General features: G+C 71.3%; 20 protein-coding genes and 1 pseudogene. 3 read left to right on the plus strand and 18 right to left on the minus strand.

Features of this window, described 5'->3' with window-relative positions:
• Nucleotides 1-6: 6 nt before the first annotated feature.
• From H1A17_RS10120 to H1A17_RS10175, 12 genes and pseudogenes are all read right to left on the minus strand, one after another.
• Nucleotides 7-342: a rhodanese-like domain-containing protein gene (locus H1A17_RS10120; protein WP_088643589.1), complete on the minus strand. Its 336-nt coding sequence runs from the start codon at nt 340-342 to the stop codon at nt 7-9.
• 86 nt (nt 343-428) lie between these two features.
• A complete protein-coding gene (locus H1A17_RS10125; protein WP_240762512.1) occupies nt 429-1,349 on the minus strand; it encodes an LCP family protein in 921 nt (306 codons plus the stop codon).
• 217 nt (nt 1,350-1,566) lie between these two features.
• The gene (locus H1A17_RS10130; RefSeq protein WP_145922410.1) at nt 1,567-2,775 is read right to left on the minus strand and encodes an LCP family protein; all 1,209 of its coding nucleotides are present in this window, start codon (nt 2,773-2,775) and stop codon (nt 1,567-1,569) included.
• 261 nt (nt 2,776-3,036) lie between these two features.
• The gene (locus H1A17_RS10135) at nt 3,037-4,266 is read right to left on the minus strand and encodes an LCP family protein (RefSeq protein WP_194821711.1); all 1,230 of its coding nucleotides are present in this window, start codon (nt 4,264-4,266) and stop codon (nt 3,037-3,039) included.
• Nucleotides 4,267-4,343: 77 nt separating this feature from the next.
• Nucleotides 4,344-5,321, minus strand: a complete 978-nt coding sequence (locus tag H1A17_RS10140) for an NAD-dependent epimerase/dehydratase family protein (protein ID WP_194821712.1) — start codon at nt 5,319-5,321, stop codon at nt 4,344-4,346.
• Nucleotides 5,322-5,508: 187 nt separating this feature from the next.
• Nucleotides 5,509-7,182, minus strand: a complete 1,674-nt coding sequence (locus H1A17_RS10145) for a cation acetate symporter (protein ID WP_194821713.1) — start codon at nt 7,180-7,182, stop codon at nt 5,509-5,511.
• Nucleotides 7,160-7,531, minus strand: coding sequence for a DUF485 domain-containing protein (locus tag H1A17_RS10150; RefSeq protein WP_194821714.1), 372 nt, complete (start codon nt 7,529-7,531; stop codon nt 7,160-7,162). Before H1A17_RS10150 ends, H1A17_RS10145 begins: the two co-directional genes overlap by 23 nt.
• 278 nt (nt 7,532-7,809) lie before the next feature.
• Nucleotides 7,810-8,349 (minus strand): annotated as a pseudogene (locus H1A17_RS10155) (flavin reductase family protein); the annotation flags it as partial.
• Between the two features lie 95 nt (nt 8,350-8,444).
• Nucleotides 8,445-9,035 (minus strand): SRPBCC family protein, encoded by a 591-nt coding sequence (locus H1A17_RS10160; protein WP_228543264.1) that lies wholly within the window; start codon nt 9,033-9,035, stop codon nt 8,445-8,447.
• Entirely contained in the window at nt 9,035-10,729 is a 1,695-nt protein-coding gene (locus tag H1A17_RS10165; RefSeq protein WP_145922404.1) for an ABC transporter permease, read from the minus strand. The genes H1A17_RS10160 and H1A17_RS10165 overlap by 1 nt, the downstream gene beginning before the upstream one ends.
• Nucleotides 10,714-11,478 carry an ABC transporter ATP-binding protein gene (locus H1A17_RS10170; RefSeq protein ID WP_088643579.1) on the minus strand — a complete coding sequence of 255 codons (765 nt, stop codon included), beginning with the start codon at nt 11,476-11,478 and terminating at the stop codon, nt 10,714-10,716. The genes H1A17_RS10165 and H1A17_RS10170 overlap by 16 nt, the downstream gene beginning before the upstream one ends.
• Nucleotides 11,479-11,714: 236 nt before the next feature.
• Nucleotides 11,715-12,314 (minus strand): TetR/AcrR family transcriptional regulator, encoded by a 600-nt coding sequence (locus H1A17_RS10175; protein ID WP_145922403.1) that lies wholly within the window; start codon nt 12,312-12,314, stop codon nt 11,715-11,717.
• Between the two features lie 137 nt (nt 12,315-12,451).
• On the opposite strand from H1A17_RS10175, the gene H1A17_RS10180 reads away from it, so the two are divergent.
• Nucleotides 12,452-13,531: an NADP-dependent oxidoreductase gene (locus H1A17_RS10180; protein ID WP_309236745.1), complete on the plus strand. Its 1,080-nt coding sequence runs from the start codon at nt 12,452-12,454 to the stop codon at nt 13,529-13,531.
• Between the two features lie 135 nt (nt 13,532-13,666).
• Here H1A17_RS10180 and H1A17_RS10185 read toward each other — a convergent pair whose 3' ends face one another.
• Both H1A17_RS10185 and H1A17_RS10190 read right to left on the minus strand, forming a co-directional pair.
• Entirely contained in the window at nt 13,667-15,307 is a 1,641-nt protein-coding gene (locus H1A17_RS10185) for a cation acetate symporter (protein WP_194821716.1), read from the minus strand.
• Nucleotide 15,308: 1 nt separating this feature from the next.
• Nucleotides 15,309-15,704 (minus strand): hypothetical protein, encoded by a 396-nt coding sequence (locus H1A17_RS10190; RefSeq protein WP_194821741.1) that lies wholly within the window; start codon nt 15,702-15,704, stop codon nt 15,309-15,311.
• Nucleotides 15,705-15,979: 275 nt separating this feature from the next.
• Between H1A17_RS10190 and H1A17_RS10195 the strand changes: the two genes are divergently transcribed.
• The gene (locus tag H1A17_RS10195; RefSeq protein WP_145922400.1) at nt 15,980-17,365 is read left to right on the plus strand and encodes a hypothetical protein; all 1,386 of its coding nucleotides are present in this window, start codon (nt 15,980-15,982) and stop codon (nt 17,363-17,365) included.
• A 279-nt stretch (nt 17,366-17,644) separates the two neighbouring features.
• A complete protein-coding gene (locus tag H1A17_RS10200; protein ID WP_194821717.1) occupies nt 17,645-19,726 on the plus strand; it encodes a choice-of-anchor D domain-containing protein in 2,082 nt (693 codons plus the stop codon).
• A 143-nt stretch (nt 19,727-19,869) separates the two neighbouring features.
• Here H1A17_RS10200 and H1A17_RS10205 read toward each other — a convergent pair whose 3' ends face one another.
• From H1A17_RS10205 to H1A17_RS10220, 4 genes are all read right to left on the minus strand, one after another.
• Nucleotides 19,870-20,631, minus strand: a complete 762-nt coding sequence (locus tag H1A17_RS10205; protein WP_145923123.1) for a LytTR family DNA-binding domain-containing protein — start codon at nt 20,629-20,631, stop codon at nt 19,870-19,872.
• 17 nt (nt 20,632-20,648) lie between these two features.
• Entirely contained in the window at nt 20,649-21,872 is a 1,224-nt protein-coding gene (locus tag H1A17_RS10210) for a sensor histidine kinase (protein WP_145922397.1), read from the minus strand.
• Nucleotides 21,873-21,912: 40 nt separating this feature from the next.
• Nucleotides 21,913-23,424, minus strand: coding sequence for a sugar transferase (locus H1A17_RS10215; RefSeq protein ID WP_145922396.1), 1,512 nt, complete (start codon nt 23,422-23,424; stop codon nt 21,913-21,915).
• A 328-nt stretch (nt 23,425-23,752) separates the two neighbouring features.
• Complete coding sequence (locus tag H1A17_RS10220) at nt 23,753-24,613, minus strand: Fpg/Nei family DNA glycosylase (protein WP_088643573.1); 861 nt, start codon at nt 24,611-24,613, stop codon at nt 23,753-23,755.
• Nucleotides 24,614-24,619: the final 6 nt, after the last annotated feature.

Raw genomic sequence — 24,619 nt, forward strand, 5'->3', positions numbered from 1 at the left:
CGCTGCTCAGATGACCTGGCCGGGCTGCCCGTCCCCGGTGACGACCGGCCTGCCGACGGCCGCCCACTGCCGCATCCCGCCGTCGGCGTTGCGTACCTGCTCCCAGCCGTTGCCGAGCAGGTAGCCGACGACCTGGGCGGAGCGCCCGCCGGAGCGGCAGATCACCGCGACGTCGCGGTCGGTGGGCACCTCGGCGAGCCGGGCCGGCAGTTCCATCATCGGTACGTGGTGCGCGCCGGGCGCGTGGCCCGCCGCCCACTCGTCGTCCTCGCGGACGTCGAGCAGGTAGGTGTCGTCGTCGATCGCGGTCACGGGGACACTGGGAACCTGGGATCCGAACACGGTCGAAAGCCTAGATCCTCGGTGCCGTCGGCGGCACGTCGGCGCTCGGCGTGGCGACCTGTCGGCGGGTGGGCGCGGCGGGACGGTCAGAGCCGGTTGACCCAGCGCGGGTTGGCCCGGGACCAGTCGGGCAGCCGGTCGGTGCGGACGGCGTCGAAGAGTCCGCCGCCGCCGTTGTCGAGCACCACGTACGAGATGCCGTCGATGGTCTGCGGGTAGGACGGGAGCTGCACCCCGTGCAGCTCGTCGGCGGGCAGCGACCGCAGGGCGAACAGCAGCTCGTCCAGGGGTACGCCGTTGGTGTCGACGGTGAGCGCGCTGCCGACCGCCCGCAGCACCCGGTCGAGTTGCACCGGGTCGGTGCGCAGGTGGGTTTCGCCGGCGCGGTCCATCATCGCCCGCAGCATCTGCTGCTGGTGCCGCTGCCGGTCGTAGTCGCCGTTGGGCAGGTCGTAGCGCTGCCGGGCGTAGTCCAGCGCCCGTGCGCCGTCCATCTGCTGGCAGCCGACCGGGAAGACGACGCCGGTGTGGATCGAGCGGACCTCGGTGTCGACGCACATCCGGATGCCGCCGAGCAGGTCGATGACCTGCCGGAAGCCGGCGAAGTCGACGAGGGCCGCCCCGTCGAAGCGGATGCCGGTGAGCCGGGTCAGGGTGGCCGAGAGCAGGCGGGTGCCGCCCTCGCCGCCGCCGCCGTGCTCGTACGCCGCGTTGATCTTGTCCTGGCCCCCGCCGTAGCCGACGCCGTCGGGGGGGATGGCGACCAGCAGGTCCCGGGGGACGGAAATCAGGTACGCCTGCCGCAGGCCGGGCGGCACGTGCACGATCAGGATGGTGTCCGACCGCTGGTCCGGCCCGGCTGCGCCGGGGCGTCGGTCGGAGCCGACGATCAGGTAGTTCAGCCCGGTGTCCAGTTCGGTGCGGGCCTGCCGGGCGTCGGGGGCGAGCAGTTGTTCCTTGCTGACCGTGCGGTCGTAGCGGTGGGCGAGCAGCCGCACCCCGACCACGGCGAGTCCGGCGAGCAGGACCAGGGCGAGGCCGACGCCGAGCAGGGCCCGTGGCCAGCGTGCCCGGCGCCGGCCGGGAGGCGGTGTGCCCCGCCCCCGGTCGGATCGCGCTGACCTGGCCGTGACGCCCTCCCCGTGGCCGCAACGTGAATATCTCTCACGTCAGGCTACGGCGGGTCGGCCGGCTCCCGGGCCGGTTCGCGCGACTACCGGCCGGTCACTTACGGGTGGACAGCACGCTCGGGTTGGCGTACACGAACTCACCCAGCCGGTCTTCCTTGATCGCCTGGAACATGTCCAGCGTCTGCTGGCTGAGCGCCTCACGGTTGTTGGCGTTGCCGTTGAACGTGCCGCCGTTGGTCCGCAGCATGGTCAACTCGTTGGCGGTCACCCCACGCATGGTGAACACCAGGTCCGCCACCGGCACGCCCCCGGTGTCCAGGATGAACGCCTTACCGGCCGCCTTGATCAACTGGTTGACCTTGACCGGGTTGGTCAGCATGCCCTTGTCGGTGGCCTTGCGGGCCATCGCCTTGATCAGCTGCTGCTGGTTCTGCTGCCGGTCGTAGTCGCTGTTCGGCAGGCCGTAGCGCTGCCGCGAGTAGTCGAGCGCCTGGAGGCCGTTCATCTCCCGGCAGCCCTTCTTGTAGACCACCGGGGTCATCGGCCGGCCGGTCTTCTTGGCGTCCGCGTTCCACATCTGCTTGCCGTCCACGATCATCATGTGGTGCGACTTCACCTCGTGGCTGACGCAGATGCGCACCGTGCCGAGGGTGTCGATGACGTTCTTGAAGCCGCCGAAGTTGATGATCGCGGCCCCGTCGAAGCTGACCCCGGTCATGTTCTTGATGGTCTGCGCCATCAACTGCGCGCCGCCCTCCCAGCCGCCGCCGTTGCGCGCGCCGGCCTGGAACGCCGCGTTGATCTTGTCGGTGCCGCCCTTGAACCCGCTCTTCTTGAACGGCGGGATCTGCGCCTCGGTGTCCCGGGGGATCGAGATCAGGTACGCCTGGTCGTGGCTGGCCGGGATGTGCAACACGATGATGCTGTCCGAGCGGACGTCGTCGGCGGCCCAGCGCTCCCGGGCGTCCACGCCGAGCAGCAGCATGTCGATCGGGCCGTCGAGGTTGGCGCCGCCCTCGGCCTCGGTCTTGCCCGCCCCGCCGAGCAGGTTGCGCTGGGCGATGTTGCCGGTGGCCTGACTGATCAGCGCCTTGCTGCCGACGATCGCCACGCCGCTGGTCAGCATCAGCACCGCGCCGAAGACCACGGTCAGCCGCGCCCAGAGGGGGTCCTTGCGCCGGGCGCGCTTGCGGGCCGTCGTGGAGGGCCGACCGCCGCGACCGCCCGGTGACGGGACGGCGGCCGACGCCCGGTAGGGGTCGGCGCTCAGCGACGATGGGCGGGGGCTGGTCTGAACCGGCATGCGTGCTCCAGCTCGCGTGATCGGGGGGCGGGACCACTTTACGTACCGCTTCCCGGCAAGGCGAGGTCGTCACACGCACAAATCCCAGACAACCTGACCTTTAGCCCCATGATTCATCCGTTCGGGCGAATCGATGCGACCGGACGGCTGTTGGCGTCCGATGATCTAGCGGTCCGGAAACGACCTCTGATGACGTCCGTCGAAATCTGCCTGACACACGGGGGCGGACCGGGCCGGCCCGCCCCCGTGCCGGGCGACGTCTCAGTTGCCGTTGCCGGCGGCGGCCTTCTTGTCGGCCGCCACCCAGTCCGCCATCGTGTCGGCCGACATCGCCTTGTACATCGCGAGCGCCTTCTCCCGGTCGGAGACCACCACCGACTCGCCGTTGATGGTGTCGCTGCCGAGGTTCGGGCTGGTCAGGAACGTCAGGTTCTCCCCGCGCAGGTTGCGGAACTGGATGGCCATGTCGCCGAGGGAGAACTCCTGGTCGACGGTCACCGCCGCGGTCACCGAGCGGAGGAAGTCGTTGAGCTTCTTGGGGTTGGTCAGCGTGCCCGTGCTGGCCGCCTTGTCCATCAGCGCCCGCAGGAACTCCTGCTGGTGGCGCATCCGGGCGAAGTCACCCTGGGGGAACTGCTTGCGCTGCCGGATCCAGTCCAGCGCCGTCGCGCCGTCCATGTGCATGGTGCCCTTGGTGAACTTCCGGTACGGCTTGTGGATCGAGGTGATGCTCTGGTCCACCTTCAGGTCGACCCCGCCGACCGCGTCGGTGACCTCCTTGAAGCCGCCGAAGTCGATCGCCATCACGTGGTCGATCCGGACGTCGGTGAAGCACTCCACGGTGCGTACCGCCAGCGGCAGGCCACCGAAGGCGAACGCCGCGTTGATCTTCGCGCGCCGCTCGGAGGTGCACTCCGCGCCGTCGACCTGCGGGATCGGCACGTACAGGTCACGCGGGATGGAGACCAGGTAGGCCGACTTGTGGTCGGCCGGGATGTGCATGACGATCAGCGTGTCCGCCCGCCACTCGCCCTGCTTGTCGACCGGCGCGTCCGGGTCCCGCGAGTCCGAGCCGACCAGCAGGATGTTGAGCGCCCCGTCGACCGCCTTCGCCGGCCGGCCGCCGGTGATCTCCGAGAACGGGTCGGTGCGGGCCAGGTCGTCGTTGAGGTTGCGGGTGTAGAACCACGCCCCGACCCCGCCGAGCAGCGCCAGGACCAGCACCGACACGCCGGCCACCAGGGCGATCCGCCCCCAGCGCGGGCGCGGCCCGCGCCTGCCGTAGTTCCCCGGCCCGCCCGGCCCCGAGGGTGTGCCGGGGCCGCCCGGTCCGCCCGACCGGGGCTGGCTCTCCTGGTACGACGGGTACCACTGCGCGTCGGACTGCCCGGAGCGCCCGGTGGGGCCCCGGTCGGCGCCGGGCACCGAGGCCCGGCCCGCGCTGCGGTGCAGGTAAGGGAGCGAGGCGCCGGCTGACGAGGTCGCTGACATGCGTTTCAGCGTACGTAGGCGGGTCGAGCGTTCGCTGAATGTGAAGCCCGCCGGCCGTCCCGCGTGGCGCGGGGGAGCTACCCTAGCCGGTCGCGGAAATGGTCGATGGTGCGTCGCAGGCCCTCATCGGGCGAGACCTCCGGCTGGTATCCCAGCAGGTCCCGGGCGAGGGTCAGGTCGGGGCGGCGCATCTCCGGGTCGTCCGCGCTGCGGGTGACGTAGGTCACCTGTGACGTGCTGCCGGAGAGTGACACGATCGTCTCGGCGAGTTGCCGCATCGTCATCTCGTGTTCGGTGCCGCAGTTGATCGGGCCGGTCTGCGTCGAGTCGAGCAGCAGCAGGATGCCGCGGACCAGATCGTCGACGTAACAGATCGACCGGGTCTGCTCGCCCGTGCCGTGCACCGTGATCGGTTCGCCGCGCAACGCCTGGGAGATGAAGGTGGGGATCGCCCGGCCGTCGTCCGGACGCATCCGCGGGCCGTACGTGTTGAAGATCCGGACGATCGCCGCGTCCAGCCCCCGGCTGCGGTGGTAGCCCATGGTGGCCGCCTCGGAGAACCGCTTCGCCTCGTCGTAGACGCTGCGCACCCCGATCGGGTTGACGTTGCCCCAGTACGTCTCCCGCTGCGGGTGTTCCTTCGGGTCCCCGTACGCCTCGGAGGTGGAGGCCATCAGGAACCGGGCGTTGTCGGCGACCGCGCGGTCGAGCAGGTGCAGGGTGCCCACCGAACCGACCCGGAGGATCTCCACCGGCAGCTTCGCGAAGTCGGTCGGGCTGGCCGGGGACGCCATGTGCAGGATCGCGTCGAAGCGCTGCGCCAGGGCCGGCTGGTGGGTGGGCAGGCCGTCGGAGATGTCCGCCTCGACCAGGGTGAACCGGGGGTGCTCGGCCAGGTGCGCGACGTTGTCCTTGGAGCCGGTGACGAAGTTGTCCAGCGCGACCACCGTGCACCCGCGCTCGATCAGGGCGTCCACCAGGTGCGACGGCACGAACCCGGCGCCGCCGGTGACCAGGACGCGGTGACCGTTTCCGAACCGCTGGGCAACCTTCATGGCGGCCAGCCTACTTCTCCCCGCCGCCCGGGGTCCGGTCGACCCGAGGCAGTGGCGTGCCCCGTACCCTGCCCGTCCCTGCCTTCGTGGGTGCTTCCCGGGTGCGTCACCGGGCGACCGAGCCGGGCCGACGGGGTGGGCCCCCGACGCGAGCGGTCGCGTCGGGGGCCCGTGGTGCGCCGGTTGCTCAGTGCGCGCCCGCGCCGGTGAGGGCACGCACCTCCAACTCGGCGTACTTGTCCTCGTCGTGCTCCTTGGAGATCACCGTGCCGATCCAGCCGCAGAGGAACCCGAACGGGATGGACAACAGGCCCGGGTTGGACAGCGGGAACCACTGCCAGTCGTGGTCCGGGAACATCGAGGTCGGTGCCCCGGAGACGACAGGTGAGAAGAACACCAGGAACACGGCCGAGATCAGGCCGCCGTAGATCGCCCAGACCGCGCCCGAGGTGTTGAACCGCTTCCAGAACAGGCTGTAGAGGATCGCCGGCAGGTTGCCCGAGGCGGCCACCGCGAACGCCAACGCCACCAGGAAGGCCACGTTGAGGCTCTGCGCGTAGATCGACAGGGCGATCGAGACCGCGCCGATGACCAGGGCCGAGATTCGGGCCACCCGGACCTCCTGGCGTTCGGAGGTCTGCCCCTTCTTGATCACGTTGGCGTAGAAGTCGTGCGCCAGGCTGGACGACGAGGCCAGGGTCAGGCCGGCGACCACCGCCAGGATGGTGGCGAACGCGACCGCCGCGATGATCGCCAACAGGGTCGCCCCGCCCAGGTCGCCGCCGAGGAAGGACTTGCCCAGCTCCTCGGCGAGCTGCGGCGCGGCGGTGTTGCCGGCCTTGTCCTGCGCGATGATCTCCTTGCCGCCGACCAGCGCCGCCGCACCGAAGCCCAGGGCCAGCGTCAACAGGTAGAAGGTGCCGATGATGCCGATCGCCCAGAGCACGCTCTTGCGGGCCGCCTTGGCGGTCGGCACCGTGTAGAAGCGGATCAGGATGTGCGGCAGGCCGGCGGTGCCGAGCACCAGGGCGATGCCCAGCGACAGCAGGTCCATCTTGTTGTAGAAGGTCTGGGTCGAGTTGCCGGCCACCTCGACGCCGTAGCGCAGCCCGGGTTCGAGGAACGCGCTGCCCTTGCCCGACGCGGCGGCGGCGTCACCGAGCAGCGCCGACAGGTTGAAGTTGTACTTCGCCAGCACCAGCACGGTCATCACCAGCGCGCCGGTCATCAGCAGGAACGCCTTGACGATCTGGACGTACGTGGTGCCCTTCATGCCGCCCACGGTCACGTAGATGATCATCAGGGCGCCGACCATGATGATGGTGGCCACCTTGGCGGTGTCGGCGTCCATGCCGAGGAACGTCGTGCCCGGCTTGATTCCCAGCAGCAGCGCGACCAGGGCGCCCGCGCCGACCATCTGGGCCAGCAGGTAGAAGATCGACACCGTGATGGTGGAGACCGCCGCCGCCGTACGCACCGGCCGCTGACGCATCCGGAACGCCAGCACGTCGGCCATCGTGTAGCGGCCCGAGTTGCGCAGCAGTTCCGCCACCAGCAGCAACGCCACCAGCCAGGCGACCAGGAAGCCGATGGAGTAGAGGAAGCCGTCGTAGCCGTACAGCGCGATGATGCCGGCGATGCCGAGGAACGACGCGGCCGACATGTAGTCGCCGCCGATCGCCATGCCGTTCTGGAAACCGGAGAAGGACCGGCCGCCGGCGTAGAAGTCGGTGGCCGTCTTGGTCTGCCGGCTGGCCCAGATCGTGATCGCCAGCGTCACCGCCACGAACACCAGGAACAGGGTGATGGTCAGGTTGCGGGCGGTGCCGCCGCCCGCCTCAACCGCGAGGACCGTGTTCACGGGTCACCTCCCCGATCTCGGCGCGGATGCGGTCGGCGGTCGGGTCGAGCTTCCGGTCGGCGTACCGGGAGTAGAGCCAGGCGATGAGGAACGTCGAGACGAACTGGAGCAGGCCGAAGATCAGCGCCACGTTGATGTTGCTGCCGAAGAGCTTCGTGCCCATGAAGTCCCGCGCGTAGGCGGAGAGGATCACGTAGAGCGCGTACCACAGGAAGAACGCGACGGTCATCGGGAAGACGAAGCTGCGCAGCGCGCGGCGCAACCCGACGAACTCGTCCGACCGTTGTACGGCCAGATAACGCTCCGCCGCCGAGTCGGTCGGGGCGGGCGTGGGTGTGTCCGTGGACATCTGTGGATCACCACCTTCACAGGCATCGGGAGTTTCGCGCACCGTAGAGAGCGGCCTGCCTGCGAGAAAAGGTGCAGATCGATCCCGGCGATCCCCTGCGCCGAACGGTCCCCCACCTGCGCCCAGTGACCCACGTCACCCCGCTCACCGGCCCACCCCGCCTGCCCTCGATCGACTCTCGTGGGCCGGAATGGCGGTATCCGACCGCCCAGGACGCCGCTACATCGGCGACATGGCGGTGCCACCCCGGCCCGCCCGGGCGGCTCGGGCGGCTCGGGTCAGGGAAGCTGGTGGTAGCGGCCCCGGTGGTGCAGGAGGGGCGGGGTGTCGGCGACGATCTCGACCGTCTCGATGGTGGCCTCGACGAGGAGGGCCCAGCCGTACTCCCGGGCGGTGTCGAGGCGGCAGCCGGCCCAGCTCCCAGCGTCGGCGGGCACCGGCCCGTAGGGTGTGTCGGTCCACGCGTCGGTGGCGAACAGGCCGCCCGGCGAGGGGAAGAGCCCGGCGAACCGGTCGGCGAACTGCCGGTGGGACGGCCCGAGCGGGGCCACCGCGAACCGGCCGGCGTCCTCGATCGCCGTCCACAGGTCGGCCTCGGGGTCGATCAGGCCGAGCAGCCGGTCCGGCTCCCCCTCGGCGACCAGGGTGGACGACACGGTCAGCCCGGCCGGGCCGGGAGCGGTCCAGATCGTCACCGGCGCGGCGAGCCGCCCCCGCAGCCGACGGGCCGGCGAGCGTTGCCCGGTCGGCACCGCGAACGGGTCGGTGTGGTGGATCTCGGCACCCGGTTCTGGATTCACGTGAAACATTGTGGCCCCCGCCGCCCGGCATGTCCCATGATCGTCCGCACCCGACCGCCCGCGCCGGAGGGACGACGTGCGGGCCACTGAGCGCCGACGACCCGGCTGGCGGATCAGCTACCGGAGGGTGGTCCCGCGTCGTGGTCCGCTGCATCCCGAGGGGCAGAGTCCGCACCCCGAGGGGTGCGGCCCGCCGTCCGGGGCGTGCCGTCCGTCCCGCCGGGCAGGGTGGCGCGGGCGGCGGCGAGCACCTGCGGGTCGGCGCACCCGCCCGCGTAACCGGCGATCCGGCGGCGGATGTCCCGGGTGAGCAGCCACACGCCGATCCGGTCGGCGACCGGCCGCAGGAACGCCGGCCGGCAGCGGAAGCTGTACCGCCAGGTGGCGACCGTGTGGCCCGGCTCGGGTGCGGGGGCGAACCGCCAGCCACCGGCGAACATCTCGAAGAACCACGGGCCGCGCACCATCTTCATCCCGACGTTCGTCGGCGGGGCGAAGGAGACGTACTCGCTGATCATCACCAGGCCGTGCCGGGACCGGGTGAAGGTTCGTACCCCCTTGCCGGGGCGGGTGGCCCCGTCGACGAAGTGCTGCTCGCGGACGAACGGGTCCCACCGGTAGCGCACCGGCGCGACGGTCTGCGACACCGCGAACGCCAGGTCCGGGGGAATGCCGACGGTGGTCACCGCCTCGACGACAGGCATCAGCGGCGGGGGGTCACGGTCGACAGCAGCTCCGGCATCCGACGGTCCAGCACGTCCCCGGCCAGGTACGCCCCGAGCAGCGCCGCCCCCACCCCGTACGCCGCGCCGACCGGCAGGGCCAGCCAGAGCCACCCGTCGCCGAGCAGCCCGGCGGCCACCACCATCGGTACGGCGGCAGCCGCCGAGCCGACCATGGACAGCAGGGTGAGCATGCTCTTGGCGACCCCGGAACCACCGTTCATCGCGAACGGGTTGCTCGTCTCCGGCAGCGAGTACGCCCCCAGCACCGAGATGAACCCGTTGATCGCCAGCCCCACCCCGTACGAGGCGAGCAGCGCGCCCGCCGCCACCCCGAACCACTCCGGTCGGCCGAGCACCCCGCTGATGATCAGGGAGACGACGCCGAGCATCGGCAGCACGTACACGGAGAAGGCGGTCATCCGGGCGCGCAGCTCCAGCCGACCCGGCACCCCGGCCACGACGTTCGCCGCGTAGGCGCTGCCGTCGAAGCCGAACTGGTTGGCCAGGGTCACCGAGGCGAGCACGCCGACGAAGAGCATCGAGATGCTGAGCAGCACCGGCGACGGGTCCCCGGTGGCCTCGAAGCCCTCCTCGCCGACGGCGAACCCCGCGCCACCGAGGTTGACCATCACCGGTACGAAGATCCCGACCACCGCGATGGTGATCAGATTGGCCCGTCGTCGGGCGTCCCGCCACCAGTAGCGGCACTCGCGGGCCACCAGCGCGCCGAACCGGTCCCGGCGGGCCCAGCCGACCGCCCGGGGGAAGAGTTGGGCGACCGCGCCGCCGGTCGGTGCCCGGCGGGCCTTGGCCGGGGCGGCGCTCGCCGCGCCGACCATCGCCGACTCCAGCGACCGGGACCACCAGAGCAGCAGCGCCCCGATGGTGACCGCGGTGATCAGCAGCTTGACCGGGACCGCCCAGGCCCGGCCCTCGGCCACGTCCAGGCCGATGGTCCAGGGTGCGCCGAACGGGGTCCAGCCGACGATCCGGGCCACCCCGACGAGCCGGTCCCAGTCGGCGGTGCGGACCGCCGCCAGCACCACGAGCTGCAACGGGCCGAGTGACGCGGCGACCACGGCGAGCAGCACGGCGGCCAGGTCGCGTACCCGCCGGGACCGCAGCATGGTGGCGAACGCGCTGGTCACCGCGCGGCTGGCGGCGACGCAGAGCAGCACCCCGGCGACCACGCCGAGGGCGGCGACGACACCGGCGACCGCGCCGCCGAGCAGCGCGGCGCTGACCACCAGCCCGGTGACCGCGACCAGCACCGCGAACACCGGGACGCTGACCAGGGCCGCCGCGAACAGCCCGGTGACCAGGGTGCGGCGGGACAACGGCAGCAGGGCGAAGCGGGCCGGGTCGAGGGTCTCGTCGACGCCGAAGAAGACCAGTGGCAGCAGCAGCCAGCCGAGCACCAGCACCCCGCCGCCGAAGGCCGCCGCCATCACCGCGTAGCGGGGTTCGTCGGCGAAGCCGGGGGCGGCGAACATGAGGAAGCCGCCGGCCGCGAACCAGAGCCCGACCAGCACGCCGGTCACGAACAGGGCGACCCGCCAGCCCTGGCCCCGGAAGTTGTTGCCCATCACCCGCAGCTTGAGCCGGACGAAGTGGCGCGGGGAGACCGCGCGGACCCGAGTGGGGGGCGCGGGCGCGGTCACCGGGACAGCCACGCCAGCTCCTCACCGGTCGCCGTCCGGCCGCCGACGACCTCGACGAAGACGTCCTCCAGGGAGCGGTCGCCACGTACCTCGGCGAGGGTGCCGACCCGCTTGATGGTGCCCTCGGCGAGGATCGCCACGTGTGAGCAGAGCCGCTCGACGACCTCCATCACGTGGCTGGAGAAGACGACCGTCCCGCCGCCGACCACGTACCGGTGCAGGATGTCGCGGATCAGCGCCGCCGACACCGGGTCGACCGCCTCGAACGGCTCGTCGAGCACCAGCAGCCGGGGGCCGTGCAGCAGCGCACAGGCCAGGCCGATCTTCTTCTTCATGCCGGCGGAGTAGTCGACCACCAGGGTCCGGCCGGCGTCGGTGAGGGCCAGCACGTCGAGCAGTTCCGCCGCCCGCTGGTCGACCACCGCCGGGTCCATGCCGCGCAGCAGACCGTGGTACGCCAGCAGCTCCGCGCCGCTGAGCCGGTCGAACAGGCGTACTCCGTCGGGCATGACGCCGAGCAGGCGTTTCGCCTCGACCGGGTCGCCCCAGACGTCGTGCCCGAGCACCCACGCGTTGCCGTGGTCGGGCCGCAGCAGCCCGACGGCCATCGACAGGGTGGTGGTCTTGCCGGCGCCGTTGGGGCCGAGCAGGCCGTAGAACGAGCCGGCGGGGACGGCCAGGTCCACCCCGGCGACCGCCACCTTGCCGTCGAACTGCTTGGCCAGGCCACGGAGTGCCAGCGCAGGGTGTTCACCAGTCATGCCCCGACCGTATCCGGACCGGGCGAGGGGCCGCTCCCGCCAGGGGACGATCCCGGTTCATCCCCGAGACGGACGCCCCCGGTGCGGCGTCAGTGTCGCCAGGGGCCAAGCCGCCCTGACCCCTGTGCTTCAACGATCGAGCCGCGCAGCGCGCATTGCACCAAATGAGGACGTTCAGCCGCGTACGCTCCGGAGGCGTCAGCAGGCGCCGGCGGTCAGACCCTGTGTTCGCGGCGTCAAGGAGCCAGCGGCGGCGGGTGGGGCAGCGGGTGGGCGCCTTCGGGGCGTAGGCCGTCGAAGATGATGGCGAGGTATCGCTGCCACAGGTCGGGCGGGGCGTCCGGCACGTAGCTGGTGACGTAGTTCGGCGCGCACATCAGCAGGATGACGTCCGTGCCGGTGACGTCGGCCCGCACCGCGCCGTGCTCGCGTGCCCGGTCAACCAGCGTGTGCACGGTGTCGAACATCTGCGAACGGACTTGGGTGACCTCCGCGTTCAGCTCGCCGGCCTCCTGTAGGAACGAGAGGTCGCGTTGTTGTCGCTGATGCGCGGCGACGGTGAGGAACTCCAGCAGTGCCGCGCCTGGATCCGCCGCGTCGAGCAGTCGGTCGCCGACCGTGTTGAGCGCATGGATCCGGTCGAGGACGATCGCGGCGATCAGGTCATCCTTCGTGGCGAAGTGGCGGAATACAGTGCCCTTCCCGACGCCGGCCCGGCGGGCGATATCGGCGACCGAGGCGTCCAGGCCGCGCTCGGCGAACTCGTCCGCAGCCGCAGCCAGCAGCAACTCCCGGTTGCGAGCGGCGTCGGCACGCAGGGGACGGGTTGAGGTCACTTCGGCACACTAGCAAGTTGACCGCCGGGTCCGCTTATTGCTAGCTTCACGCAACAACATGACCGCGCGGTCCGTTTTTGGAGGAATGCATGAAGGCAGTTGTCGCGACCGCCTACGGACCACCCGAGAAGTACACGGTGGCCGACGTACCGGTGCCCCGACCCGGTCCGGGGCAGATCCAGGTTCGGATCGCCGCCGCCTCGATCAACCCGGCGGACGTCCGGCTGCCCGGCGGCGATTTCCGCGACGTCATGCCACTGGCATTCCCGCACGTGCCCGGCAACGACTTCGCAGGCACCGTCAGCGAGGTCGGTGCTGGCGTGACGGCCTACCAGGTGGGCGACGAGATCTTCGGCCAGGCCGTTCCCCGGGCACTGCGCGCGATGGCCGGTGCGACCCGGCCGTCGCTGAGCACCGGCTCGCTGGCCGAGTACGCGGTCTTCGAGGCCGACACCCAGTTCCTGGCACGCCGCCCGGCCGGCCTCAACATCGAGCAGGCAGCGGCCCTGCCCACCATCGGCCTGACCGCACGAGCGCTGATGGCCACCGCCAAGATCCGGCCCGGTGAAACCGTCCTGGTCATCGGCGCCACCGGCGGTGTCGGCACCGCGGTGATCCCGCTGCTCGCCGCCGCGAAAGCTCGGGTGATCGCCACCGCGACCGACGCCGATGCCGACATCCTTCGCGGCCTCGGCGCCGACCAGACCATCGGGTACGCGGAAGCCGAGTACCCGTCCAGCGTCGACGTCGCGTTCAACCTGACCCTGCCGAGCGACCACCTGACCGCAGTTGCAAGCGCCATTCGTCCAGGTGGACGTTTCCTCACGATCACCCTCCCGGTACCGCGGCAGGAGTGGATCGGCCGCGACGACGTGCGCCTGCACTTCGTACTCGATAGGGACGGCACATTTGGCGGAATGCGCGAGGTCGGCGAACTGGCGGTCCGTGGCGAACTACCGGCCACCATCGGCCGCCGCTACACCCTCGACGACGGCGTTCAAGCATGCGTGGACTTCGTCCGCCTGCACACAACCGGGAAGCTGGTCGTCACCCTGCTTGAGCCCGGGCAGGATGCGGTCGTTGACGTTGGCCAGGTCGTACACGCCGTCGGTGTCGATCAGCAGCGTGTCGGTCAACCGCGCCAACTCCATCAACCTGGTCAGGCTGGCGCTGGGTCGACTCGACCCATGTCCGCCACGACCATCACGGCCCGGTGAACGTCCCACCCGCTCAACAGTCCCCGTTCCCGGCCCAACCGGTCATCCCCAACCAGGCCACTGTCAGCAGCCTCCGAACCCGACGCAACTGACGGGCTGTATGGGCACGGGTTCCGACCGATCGGGACGAACCGGTCAGGAGCGCAGCGACTCGGGGGCGTGCAGGCGGAGCATGGTGGCTCCGACGTCGACCGGGGTGCGGCGGCGGGTCGCCATCGACACCGCGATCATCACGGTGAAGGCGAGCGGCACCGTCCAGGCGGCGGGCTGCGTGGTCAGGGTGGCCGGCCAGCCGGTCAGCGGCGGCCCGAGCACGGTGATCAGCACCGCGCCGATCGCCGCGCCGCCGCCGACCAGCACCCCGGCCGCCGCGCCGAGGTCGGTCAGCCCGCGCCACCAGATGCCGAGCACCAGCAGTGGGCAGAAGCTGGACGCGGCGACCGCGAAGGCCAGCCCGACCACCTGGGAGACGTCCAGCCCGGAGACGTTCAGGGCGAGCACCGCCGGCACCCCGCCGGCGATCACCGTGGCCAGCCGGAAGCCGCGTACCGAGCCGTGCCCCAGCACGTCGGTGGAGATCACCCCGGCGACGCTGGTGAGCAGCCCGGACGAGGTGGACAGGAACGCGGCGAACGCCCCGGCGGCGACCAGGGCGGAGAGTAGCCGTCCGGTGACGCCGTCACCGAGCGCCGCCTCGGGCAGCAGCACCACCACCGCATCGGTCTGCCCGCTGACCAGCAGTTGCGGGGTGTAGATCCGGCCGAGCACGCCGTACAGGGTGGGCAGCAGATAGAAGACGCCGACCATGGCCAGCACCACCAGGGTGGTCCGCCGGGCCGCCGCGCCGTCGGGGTTGGTGTAGAAGCGCACCAGTACGTGCGGCAGTCCCATGGTGCCGAGGAAGGTCGCCAGGATCAGCGAGTAGGTGGCGAACAGACCCCGGTCGTCGTCCCCGGCGGCGCTGGGCAGCAGCCAGTCGGCGGCCCCGTTGGCGACCCCGGACACCTCGGGCACCGGGTCACCGGCGGCGAAGCTCAGCTCGTCGCCGGGGCGTACCTCACGGATGGTGCCGTCGGGGAAGGTGAGGGCCGCGCGGTGCTCGACCACGACGGTGGTGGCGGTGCGGAACGCCGGTCCGTCGGGCGGGGTCACCGCCGGGCGGGCGTCGGCCTGCCACTGGAGGGCCAGGAAGATCGCGGGTACGGCGAGCGCGGTCAACTTCAGCCAGTACTGGAACGCCTGCACGAAGGTGATCGCCCGCATCCCGCCCAACGCCACGTTGGCGGTGACCACCGCGGCGACCAGCAACGCCCCCACCGGGTACGGCGAGCCGGCCACCGTGGCCAGGGTCAGCCCGGCGCCCTGCAACTGCGGCACCAGGTAGAGCCAGCCGATGAAGATGACGAAGACGGTGGCCAGGGTGCGCAGCCGGCGGGAGCCGAGCCGCAGCTCGCAGAAGTCGGGCAGGGTGAACGCCCCGGAGCGGCGCAGCGGCGCGGCGACGAAGAGCAGCAGCGCCAGGTAGCCGGCGGCGAAACCGACCGGGTACCAGAGCACGTCGACGCCGTACTTGAGGATCAGTCCGGCGATGCCGAGGAAACTCGCCGCCGACAGGTACTCCCCGCCGATGGCGGCGGCGTTCCAGGTCGGACTGACCGTCCGGGACGCCACCAGGAAGTCGGAGGTGGTCCGGGCCAGGCGCAGGCCGTAGAAGCCGATGCCGACGGTGATCAGGGTGACCGCGACGATCGCCGGTACGACGTACCCGTTGCCCATCTCAGCGTTCCGGCCGCTGGACGAGGTCGACGAAGTCCTGTTCGTTGCGTTCGGCGAGCCGCACGTACGCCCAGCCGACGGCGATGAGGAAGGGGAACGAGACCACCCCGAGCAGCAGCCAGGGCAGGTTGACGCCGAGCACGGTGACCCGGCCGACCGGGGGTGCGATGGCGAACAGCCAGGGCAGCCCGCCCAACCCGATCAGCACCAGCAGGCTCAGCCGCAGGGCGAGGGTGAGCTGTGCCCGGACCAGGCCCCGGACCAGCGCCTCACCGACCCGGGTCTGCTGGGTCAACTCGGTGCGGGTGTGGGCGGCCCGGGTGTCCCGGCGGGAGACGCCGGCCAGCACGATCCGTACCCGCCCGGCCGGCCGGGCGGCCGGCGGCCCCGGGTCCACCGGTAGCGGCTCGGGGTCGTGGTCGGCGGTCACCCGGGCAGTCTCGTCGGCCCCACCCGAATGTCAAGTGCCGTCCACCGGGGGTGTGGACAACCTGTGGACAAGGCGGTCGGCCTGTGGATGACGGTGGACGACCTGATGACCAGCATGGCGTTACGTCTGATTCGTCCTCACCGGAACGTCACCCGGAGATCATCTGTAACGGCCTTGCCGGCATTGACCCAGGCCCCTACGCTGGGGCAGCCAATCCCTTTCTCATCGAACACGGGGTTTCTATGCGCAAAATTCGCACTCTCCTCGGCGTCGGTCTCGCCGGAGCATGTGCACTCGCCGTGGTGCCGGGTACGGCCTCCGCGGCTCCCGTCTCCGCGCCGCTGCAGAAGTCGGCGGCCCTCGACGACGTGACCGGCGCCTACTACCCGGTCTCCCCGGCCCGCCTGCTGGACACCCGCGACGGCACCGGCGCCCCGGTCGGCAAGATCGGCGCCGGCAAGAAGGTCGACCTCCAGGTCGCCGGCCGTGGTGGCGTACCGGCCAGCGGCGTCGGCGCGGTCGTGCTGAACGTGACCGTCACCGGTCCCAGCGCCGCCAGCTTCCTCACCGCCTACCCGACGGGTGAGTCCCGGCCCACCGCCTCCTCGGTGAACTTCGCCAAGGGCTGGCTGGGCTCCAACAACGTCACCGTGAAGCTCGGCTCCGGTGGCAAGGTCTCGGTCTACAACAACAGCGGCTCGACCGACGTGATCGTCGACGTGGTCGGCTTCTACGCGGGCGACAACAGCCTCACCAACCGTGCCGGCGGCCAGTACGAGTGGTACCTGCCGGAGCGCATGTGGGACAGCCGCGACGACCCGGAGGGCAAGCCCCCGGCCGGTCAGGTGCTGGAATACTCGCTCGACTTCGGCGACGAGTACAACCCGCACGTCAAGTCGTTCGTCTTCAACGTCACCGCGGTGTCGCCGGCCAAGTCCGGCTTCCTCACCGCGTGGTCCGGCAAGGGTGCCCGGCCGGCCGCCTCGACGGTGAACTACCTCGCCGGCAAGAACGTGCCGAACCTGACCTTCGTGCAGACCACCCCCTGCACCGGCACCGAGCAGTACAACTGGTGCATCGCAGGTGCGCCGAAGTTCAGCATCTACACCTCGCAGTCGGCGCACGTCCTGGTCGACCTCGTCGGTGTGGTCGACGACGGCGAGTCCCCGTACGGCATGCGGTTCGCTCCGCTGAGCCCGACCCGGATCGTCGACAGCCGTTCCAACCTGGGCATCTCCGGGGCCATCCCGGCCAACGGCACCCGCAAGGTGACCGCCCCGGCCGAGATGGTCACGCCCGACACCGAGGTGCTGGCGATGAACGTCACCGCCGTCACCCCGACCAACAACACGGTCATCACCACCTGGCCGGCCGACTTCGACGGGGTCAACAAGCCCTCCACCAGCAACCTGAACCCGTACGCGGGCCAGGTCGTCTCCAACGGCGTGCTGGGTGTCATCGGCCCGAACTACGCGTTCAACGTCAACAACCTGTCCGGCAGCACGCACCTGGTCGCCGACGTGGTGGGCACGTTCTACTACCCGCCGGCCTCCACGGCCAAGTCGGCCACGTCGCTGAAGGGCGGCAAGGCCAAGCCGAGCGCGGCTCCGGCCGCGAACCGGCGCTGATCGACAGTCGCCACGACGGTTGACCGTCAGTAGTCACCCGCAGAGCGCCCCGACCACCCGGTCGGGGCGCTCTCGCGTTTCCGTGAACGCCGGGCCCGCGCCGTGGTGGATGAACCGGCTCAAGTGCCGGTCGTCGATCCGGTAAGGGCGCAATGCCCTTTCTTGGCATTCCATCGATATGGCCTTGCCGCTCGTGATCACCGCCCATAGTGTGTGGTCCACAATCACTCTTCCTTCTTCACGGGGTAATGCATGCGCATTTTTCGCGCTCTACTCGGCATGAGCATTGCCGGGGCCTGTGCGCTGGCCGTACTGCCGGGGGTGGCGCTGGCCGCGCCCACCGCGCCGTACACGGTCCTCACCGTCGACGTCGGCGACCAGACCGGCGGCTATCCGATCTACCGGTCCGACGTCTTCGACCGTGACAACTCCACCGTCTCCGTGGTCGCACAGGACAACGACCGGCTGGCGGTCGACACCACCCGGGCCGGCTCCTACGTGCGGCTCACCATCCAGCCGCCGGCCGGCGAGCAGTGGGCGGCCGGTCAGACCTACCAGGCGACCTGGCAGGGCGACGGCGGCACCGCCGCCATGGACCTGGCCTCCGACGGGCGCGGCTGCGGCCACGTCACCGGCTGGATCAAGGTCCGGCAGGCCGACCGGGACAGCGACACCGGCCGGGTCGACGCGTTCGCCGCCGCCTACGAGTACAGCTGCCGGGACAGCACCTACTACACCGGCACGGTCAGCGGTGAGCTGCGCTGGAACTCGTCCGTGGACTACGCGGTCGCGCACGGCGAGCCCAACCCGGTCAGCTTCAACTACCAGGAGATCGCGGTACCCAGCGCGGCCAAGACGGTGACCTTCCGGTCCGTCGGCAGTGCGCCGATCACCTTCGGGGCGGCCAGCCTCGGCGGCCCGACGCCCGAGGCGTTCGCGCTGCTCGGCTCGAACTGCACCGGCCGGACGCTGACCCCGGGGCAGACCTGTACGGTCTCGGTCGCGGCCAACCCGACCAAAGAGGGGGTGCAGCAGGCGAGCCTGCTGCTCGCCGACGACAGCGCCTCCGGCACCCGCCGGGTGCAGTTGGCCGTCGAGGGCTTCCGGGGCGTCACCGGCAGCTACTACCCGCTGGCACCGAAGCGGCTGATGGACACCCGGTCCGGCCTGGGCGCGCCCAAGGCCAAGATCGGCCCGGGTAAGAAGGTCGACCTCCAGGTCACCGGCCGGGGCGGGGTGCCGAGCAGCGGTGTCGGCTCCGTCGTGCTGAACGTGACGGTCGTCGGCCCGACGGCGGGGAGCTTCCTCACCCTCTACCCCGCCGGCCAGAGCCGCCCGACCGCGTCCTCGATCAACTTCGCGAAGTCGTGGCTCGGCTCGAACAGCGTCACCGTCAAGGTGGGCTCGGGCGGCAAGGTGTCGGTCTACAACCACGCCGGGTCGACGGACGTCGTGGTCGACGTGGCGGGCGTCTGGGCCGGGAACAACTCGCTCTCCAGCCGGGGACAGGGCGGCCAGTACCAGTGGATCAAGCCGTACCGCCTCTACGACACCCGGGAGGAGGGCGGTCCCCTGAAGGCCGACTACATCATGTGGAGTTGGCTCAGCTTCGGCGACCTCAACACCCACGTCAAGGCGCTGGTCGTCAACATCACCGCCGTCTCGCCCCGCAAGGCCGGCTACCTGACGGCGTGGACCGGGCAGGGGGACGTACCGAGCGCGTCGACGGTCAACTACCCGGCGGGCAAGGTGGTGCCGAACCTCGCCATCGTGGAGACCGTCGAGTGCACCGAGTGCGGCGGCAGGCGGGCACCGCAGTTCTCGATCTACACCTCGCAGACCACCCACCTGGTGGTGGACGTGGTGGGCGTGATCGACGACGGCACGGTTCCGGACGGCCTGCGGTTCACCCCGATGTCGCCGACCCGGATCGCGGACAGCCGGATCGGCCAGGGCCTGCCGAGCGTGCTCGGGCCGGCCTCGGTCGGCAAGGTCACCGCACCGGCGAGCATGCTGACCCCGAGCACCCAGGTGCTCGCGATGAACGTCACCGCGGTCACCCCGACCAGCAACACCGTGCTCACGGTGTGGCCGGCCGACTCGGCGATGACCCGGCCCACGGCGAGCAACCTCAACCCGGCCGCCGGGCAGACCGTCTCCAACGCGGTGCTGGGCATCCTCGGTCCCACGCAGGGCTTCAACGTCTACAACCACTCGGGTAACACCCATGTGGTCGCCGACGTGGTCGGCACGCTCTGGCTCTACCCGGCCACGGCCACCCCGCCCACGGGCCGGGCCACGTCGCCCGGCAGCGGGCTCAAGGTGATCGACTCCGGCGTGGGTGCCCCCTCCCCGCGCTGACCCGCCACCGACGGCGAAGGGCGCCCCGGCCTCGGCCGGGGCGCCCTTCGCCGTTCCCGCGTCAGGGGGCCGATGTTGCGGCATCCGGGGCACTGCGTCACCGCAACATCGCCGACATCGCGACGATCATGGCCGCGCCCGGCTCAGCGGGTCCAGTCCTGTTTGGCGGCGCGGACCAGCTTGTCCTTCAACTCCCGGGTGTGCCGGCGGCTCACCGGCAACTCGGCGGCGTCGATCAGCACCACGTACCCGGAGTTGACCAGGCGCAGCTCCGCGATCAGGCGCAACTGCACCAGGTACGACCGGTGGATGCGCACGAAACCCGCGTCCGCCCAGCGTTCGGCGAGGGTGGCCAGGGACACCCGGACCAGGTGCGAGCCGTCGGCGGTGTGCAGCCGCGCGTAGTCGCCCTGCGCCTCCACCCAGCGCACCGCGGAGCGGGGCAGCATCCGGGTCGTCCCGGCCAGCTCAACCGGGATCGTCGGGTCCTCCTCGGCGCGGGCCAGCGCCGCCGGGTGCGACGGCACCACCCGCGAACCGATCACCCGGCGCAGCGACTCGGCCAGCCGTTCGGCGCGTACCGGCTTGCGGACGTAGTCGGTCGCGCCCAGGTCGAACGCGTCGACCGCGCCGTCGTCGTACGCGGTGACGAAGACGATCGCGGGGGGCCGGGCGAACCGGCGCAGCACCCGCGCCAGTTCCATCCCGTCCAGGCCGGGCATCCGGATGTCCAGGAAGACCACGTCCACGTCGGTGTCCCGCAGCACCCGCAGCGCCTCGGTGGCGTCACCGGCCGTGTGCAGCCGGGCCACCCGGGGATCGGCCCGCAGGTGGTACGCCAACTCGTCGAGCGCCGGTGGCTCGTCGTCGACGGCCAGCACCCGCAGGAACCCGGACGCGTTCACCGCGCCGGCCCGCTCGCTCACGCGCCGGCCCGTACGCCGGGGTGGAACTTCGGAATGCGCAGGCTCACCTTCGTACCCGAGCCGGGGCCCGTCTCGACGACCAGGCCGAACCCGTCGCCGAAGACCGAGCGGAGCCGCTCGTCGACGTTGGAGAGGCCGACGTGCTGGCCCGGGTCGTCGGTCGGGTCGCTGCCGGCCCGGGTCAGCTCGGCGATCCCCGCGGTCAGCGTGGCCGGGTCCATCCCCACTCCGTCGTCCTCCACCGTGATGTGACACTCGGCACCCGCGTCCCGGGCCTCGATGCTCACCATGCCGGTACCGGGCTTGCGCGACAACCCGTGCCGCACCGCGTTCTCCACCAACGGTTGCAGGCACAGGAACGGCAGGGTCACCGGCAGCACCTCCGGGGCGATCTGCAACCGCACCTGTAACCGGTCACCGAACCGGGCCCGTTCGATGGTCAGGTAGCGATCGATGGAACGCAACTCCTCGGCGAGGGTGGTGAACTCCCCGTGCGCCCGGAACGAGTACCTGGTGAACTCGGCGAACTCCAGGATCAGCTCCCGGGCCCGTTCCGGGTCGGTGCGCACGAACGACCCGATCGCGGTCAACGCGTTGTAGATGAAGTGCGGGCTGATCTGTGCCCGCAACGCCCGGATCTCGGCGCGGGCCAGCCGCTCCCGGGACGAGTCCAGCTCGGCCAGCGAGAGCTGGTTGCCGGCCCAGTGCGCGGTCTCCAGGGTGGCCTGCACCAGGCCGGGCGCGGGCGGCCCGTCGGCCACCGCGACGAGCGCCCCCACCACCCGGCCGTCGGCCGACAGCGGCGCCACCACCGCCCCCCGGACCAGACAGTCCACCCGGTCGCAGTGCAGCTCCGACTCGCCCAGCACCGTCGACCGGCCGGTCTCGGCCACCCGCCGGGCCGCCGCGAGCAGTTGCCCGCCGTGGTGGCCGCCGCGCCCGTCGAGGGCGAGCAGCGTGTCGGCGTCCGTCAACGCCAGTCCGGCCGCCCCCACCAGGGCCCGCAGATGGCGTACGGCCTTCGCCGCGCCCGCCGGGTGCAGGCCGGTACGCAGCGGCTCGGCGGCCAGCCCGGCGGTGTGCAGCACCTCGTAGGTGGCCCGTTGGGTGGCGGTGGCGATGCCCCGTCGACCGCGCAGCCGCAGCGCCGCCCAGAGCGCGGCGGCGAGCGCGGTCACCAGCGAGACGACGCCGGCCACGGCGGAGAGGTTGCCACCCACCCCGCGATCCTGGCCTGTCCGGCCCGCCACGCCAAGGGGTTCAGTACGCGCCCTTGCGGGCCAGCACCACACCGACCGTGCGCCACAGGATGCTCAGGTCGTACGCCAGCGACCAGTTGTCGACGTAGTACAGGTCGAGCCGGACCGCCTCGTCCCAGGACAGGTCGGAGCGGCCGGACACCTGCCACAGCCCGGTCATCCCGGGACGGACCAGCAGCCGCCGGCGTACGTCACCGAGGAAGTCGCCGTCGTCGGCGGGCAGCGGACGCGGCCCCACCAGCGACATCTCCCCCCACAGCACGTTGATCAACTGGGGCAGCTCGTCCAGCGAGGAGGCCCGCAGGAAGCGGCCCACCGGGAAGACCCGGGGGTCCTGCTTCATCTTGAACAGCATGCCGTCGGTCTCGTTCTGGTCGACCAGGCCGGCCAGCCGCTCCTCGGCGTTGACGTACATGGTGCGGAACTTCCACACCCGGAAGGTCCGCCCCTCGTGGCCCACCCGGGGCTGGCGGAAGAAGACCGGCCCGGGGTCGGACAGCCGGATGGCCAGCCCGATGGCGAGGAAGACCGGGACGAGCAGTAGCAGGCCCAGCCCGGCGGCGACCCGGTCCATCAGGTTCTTGGCCAGCAGCGCCGGCCCGGACAGGGTCGGCTCCTCCACGTGCAGCAGCGGCAGGCCCTCGATCGGGCGGATGTGCACCCGGGGGCCGGCGATGTCGGTGAGCTGCGGGGCGACCACCAGGTCGACGCCGGAGCCCTCCAGTTGCCAGGCCAGCCGGCGCAGCTCACCCGGCTCGGCGCTGGCCGAGCCGCAGACCGCGATGGTGTCCCCGCCGACCTCCCGCACCAGAGCCAGCACGTCCCGCCCGGCGTACACCGGGACGGGGGTCTGGATGCCCCGGGCGGCGGCGTACCCGTCGGTGATGTGGATGGCCACCGGCACCAGGCCGGCGCTCGGGTTGCGGGTGACCGCCGTGTAGACCTCCAGGCACTCCGGCAGGGTGCCCACCAGCACCATCCGGTGCCCGGCGTGCCCGGCGCGACCCCGGACCCGGTGCAGCACGAACCGCGCGGAGATCCGGAAGAACAGGACCAGCACCAACGCCCCGGCGAGGGCGAAACCGACCGTGTACCGGGACAGGTCGGTCTTGGTGGCGAAGGCGATGAAGGAGACGGTGGCGGTGACTGCGACGCCGCCCCGGATGACCCGCTTGTACTCCTCTGGGCCGAGACCGAGGTAACGCCGGTCGTAGGCCCGGTTGCCCCACAGGGCCGCCAGCCAGCCGAGCGGCACCAGCAGGAAGACCACCGTGTAGAACCAGGTCGGGTCCGCCTGCGCGTTGTAGAAGCCGGCCCGCGCCTGACCGAACGCCTCCTGTGCGATCCAGTCGGCCAGCACCACGGCGGCGAAGTCGAGCAGCAGCAGCGCCGCCGTGTACGGGCGGTGCCAGGTGGAGACCCGGCGTCGGGCGCGGGCCCATGCCGACCGGGGCACCCCGTTGTGCGACGGCGGTGTCGGCGGCTGGATCTCGAAGCTGTCCACGTGCCGCACGAGTCTGCTCCGGCCTGTGTTGGTTACCGGGCGCTGGAGGCTTGTCGTCACCTCAACCCATGTCCTCCCGCATGACACGCGCCGCTCACTCGCCGTGAGGGGCCCGGGTCGCCCACCGTTCCAGTCTCCCACGCTGGCAGCGGGTCAAACGCGGGGCCGAGGGGCTTTGCGTCTGGGGTTGCCAACGGGGAACCGGCCGACTTCACGTCAGTTTTCGAAGCCGGGGACCGAGCCACTATACCGATGGACGGCCACCGGGGTAGAGCGCGGACGGGGACGTTCCGTGCGCCAGGGACGATACCTCTCCGTAACAATGGCGCGATGTGACTCACCGTACGAGACGGGACAACCGACGGTCAGCGAGCGGTTTGCCCCCGGTCTGGCAGGTCGGGCAGTACTGGAGGCTCGAATCGGCGAACGAGACCTCGCGTACGGTGTCGCCACAGACCGGGCAGGGCAGCCCGGTGCGGGCGTGCACCTTCAACCCGGAACGCTTCTCGCCCTTCAGCTCCGCCGCCCGGTGCCCGGCCGACCGGCGTACCGCGTCGCCCAGCACCGTCCGGGTGGCGGCGTGCAGGGTGGCGAGCTGGTCGTCGGTGAGCCGGTCGGTGATCGCGAACGGGGACAGCTTCGCCGCGTGCAGGATCTCGTCGGAGTACGCGTTGCCGACCCCGGCGAGCACCGCCTGATCGGTCAGCACCCCCTTGACCTGCCCCCGTCGGCTGCGCAGCCGTTCGGTGAAGGTGGCCAGGTCGGCGTCGAGCGCGTCCGGCCCGAGCTTGGCGACCCCGGGGACCTGCGCCGGGTCGGTCACCAGGTAGGCGGCGAGCTTCTTCTGGGTGCCCGCCTCGGTGAGGTCGAACCCGGAGCCGTCGTCGAGGCGTACCCGCAGGGCGATCGGGCCCTTGCCGGGGCGCAGCGGGGTGGTGGACGGGAACGCCTCCCGGTAGTGCAGCCAGCCGGCGCGGGCCAGGTGCACCACCAGGTGCAGGTCACCGTCGAAGATCACGTCGAGGAACTTGCCGTGCCGCCGGGCGTCGGCCACCGCCCGGCCCGACACCGCCGTGGGTGCCGGGTCGTACGTCTTCAGGGCGCTGATCGCGGCGACCTCGACCCGGTCGACGCGTCGCCCAACGGCGCGCTCACGCAGGTACCCCGCGAGCGCCTCCACCTCCGGTAGTTCGGGCATCACATC

The organism is Micromonospora sp. S-DT3-3-22 (assembly GCF_015354745.1).
GTDB classification, from domain to species: domain Bacteria; phylum Actinomycetota; class Actinomycetes; order Mycobacteriales; family Micromonosporaceae; genus Micromonospora; species Micromonospora wenchangensis.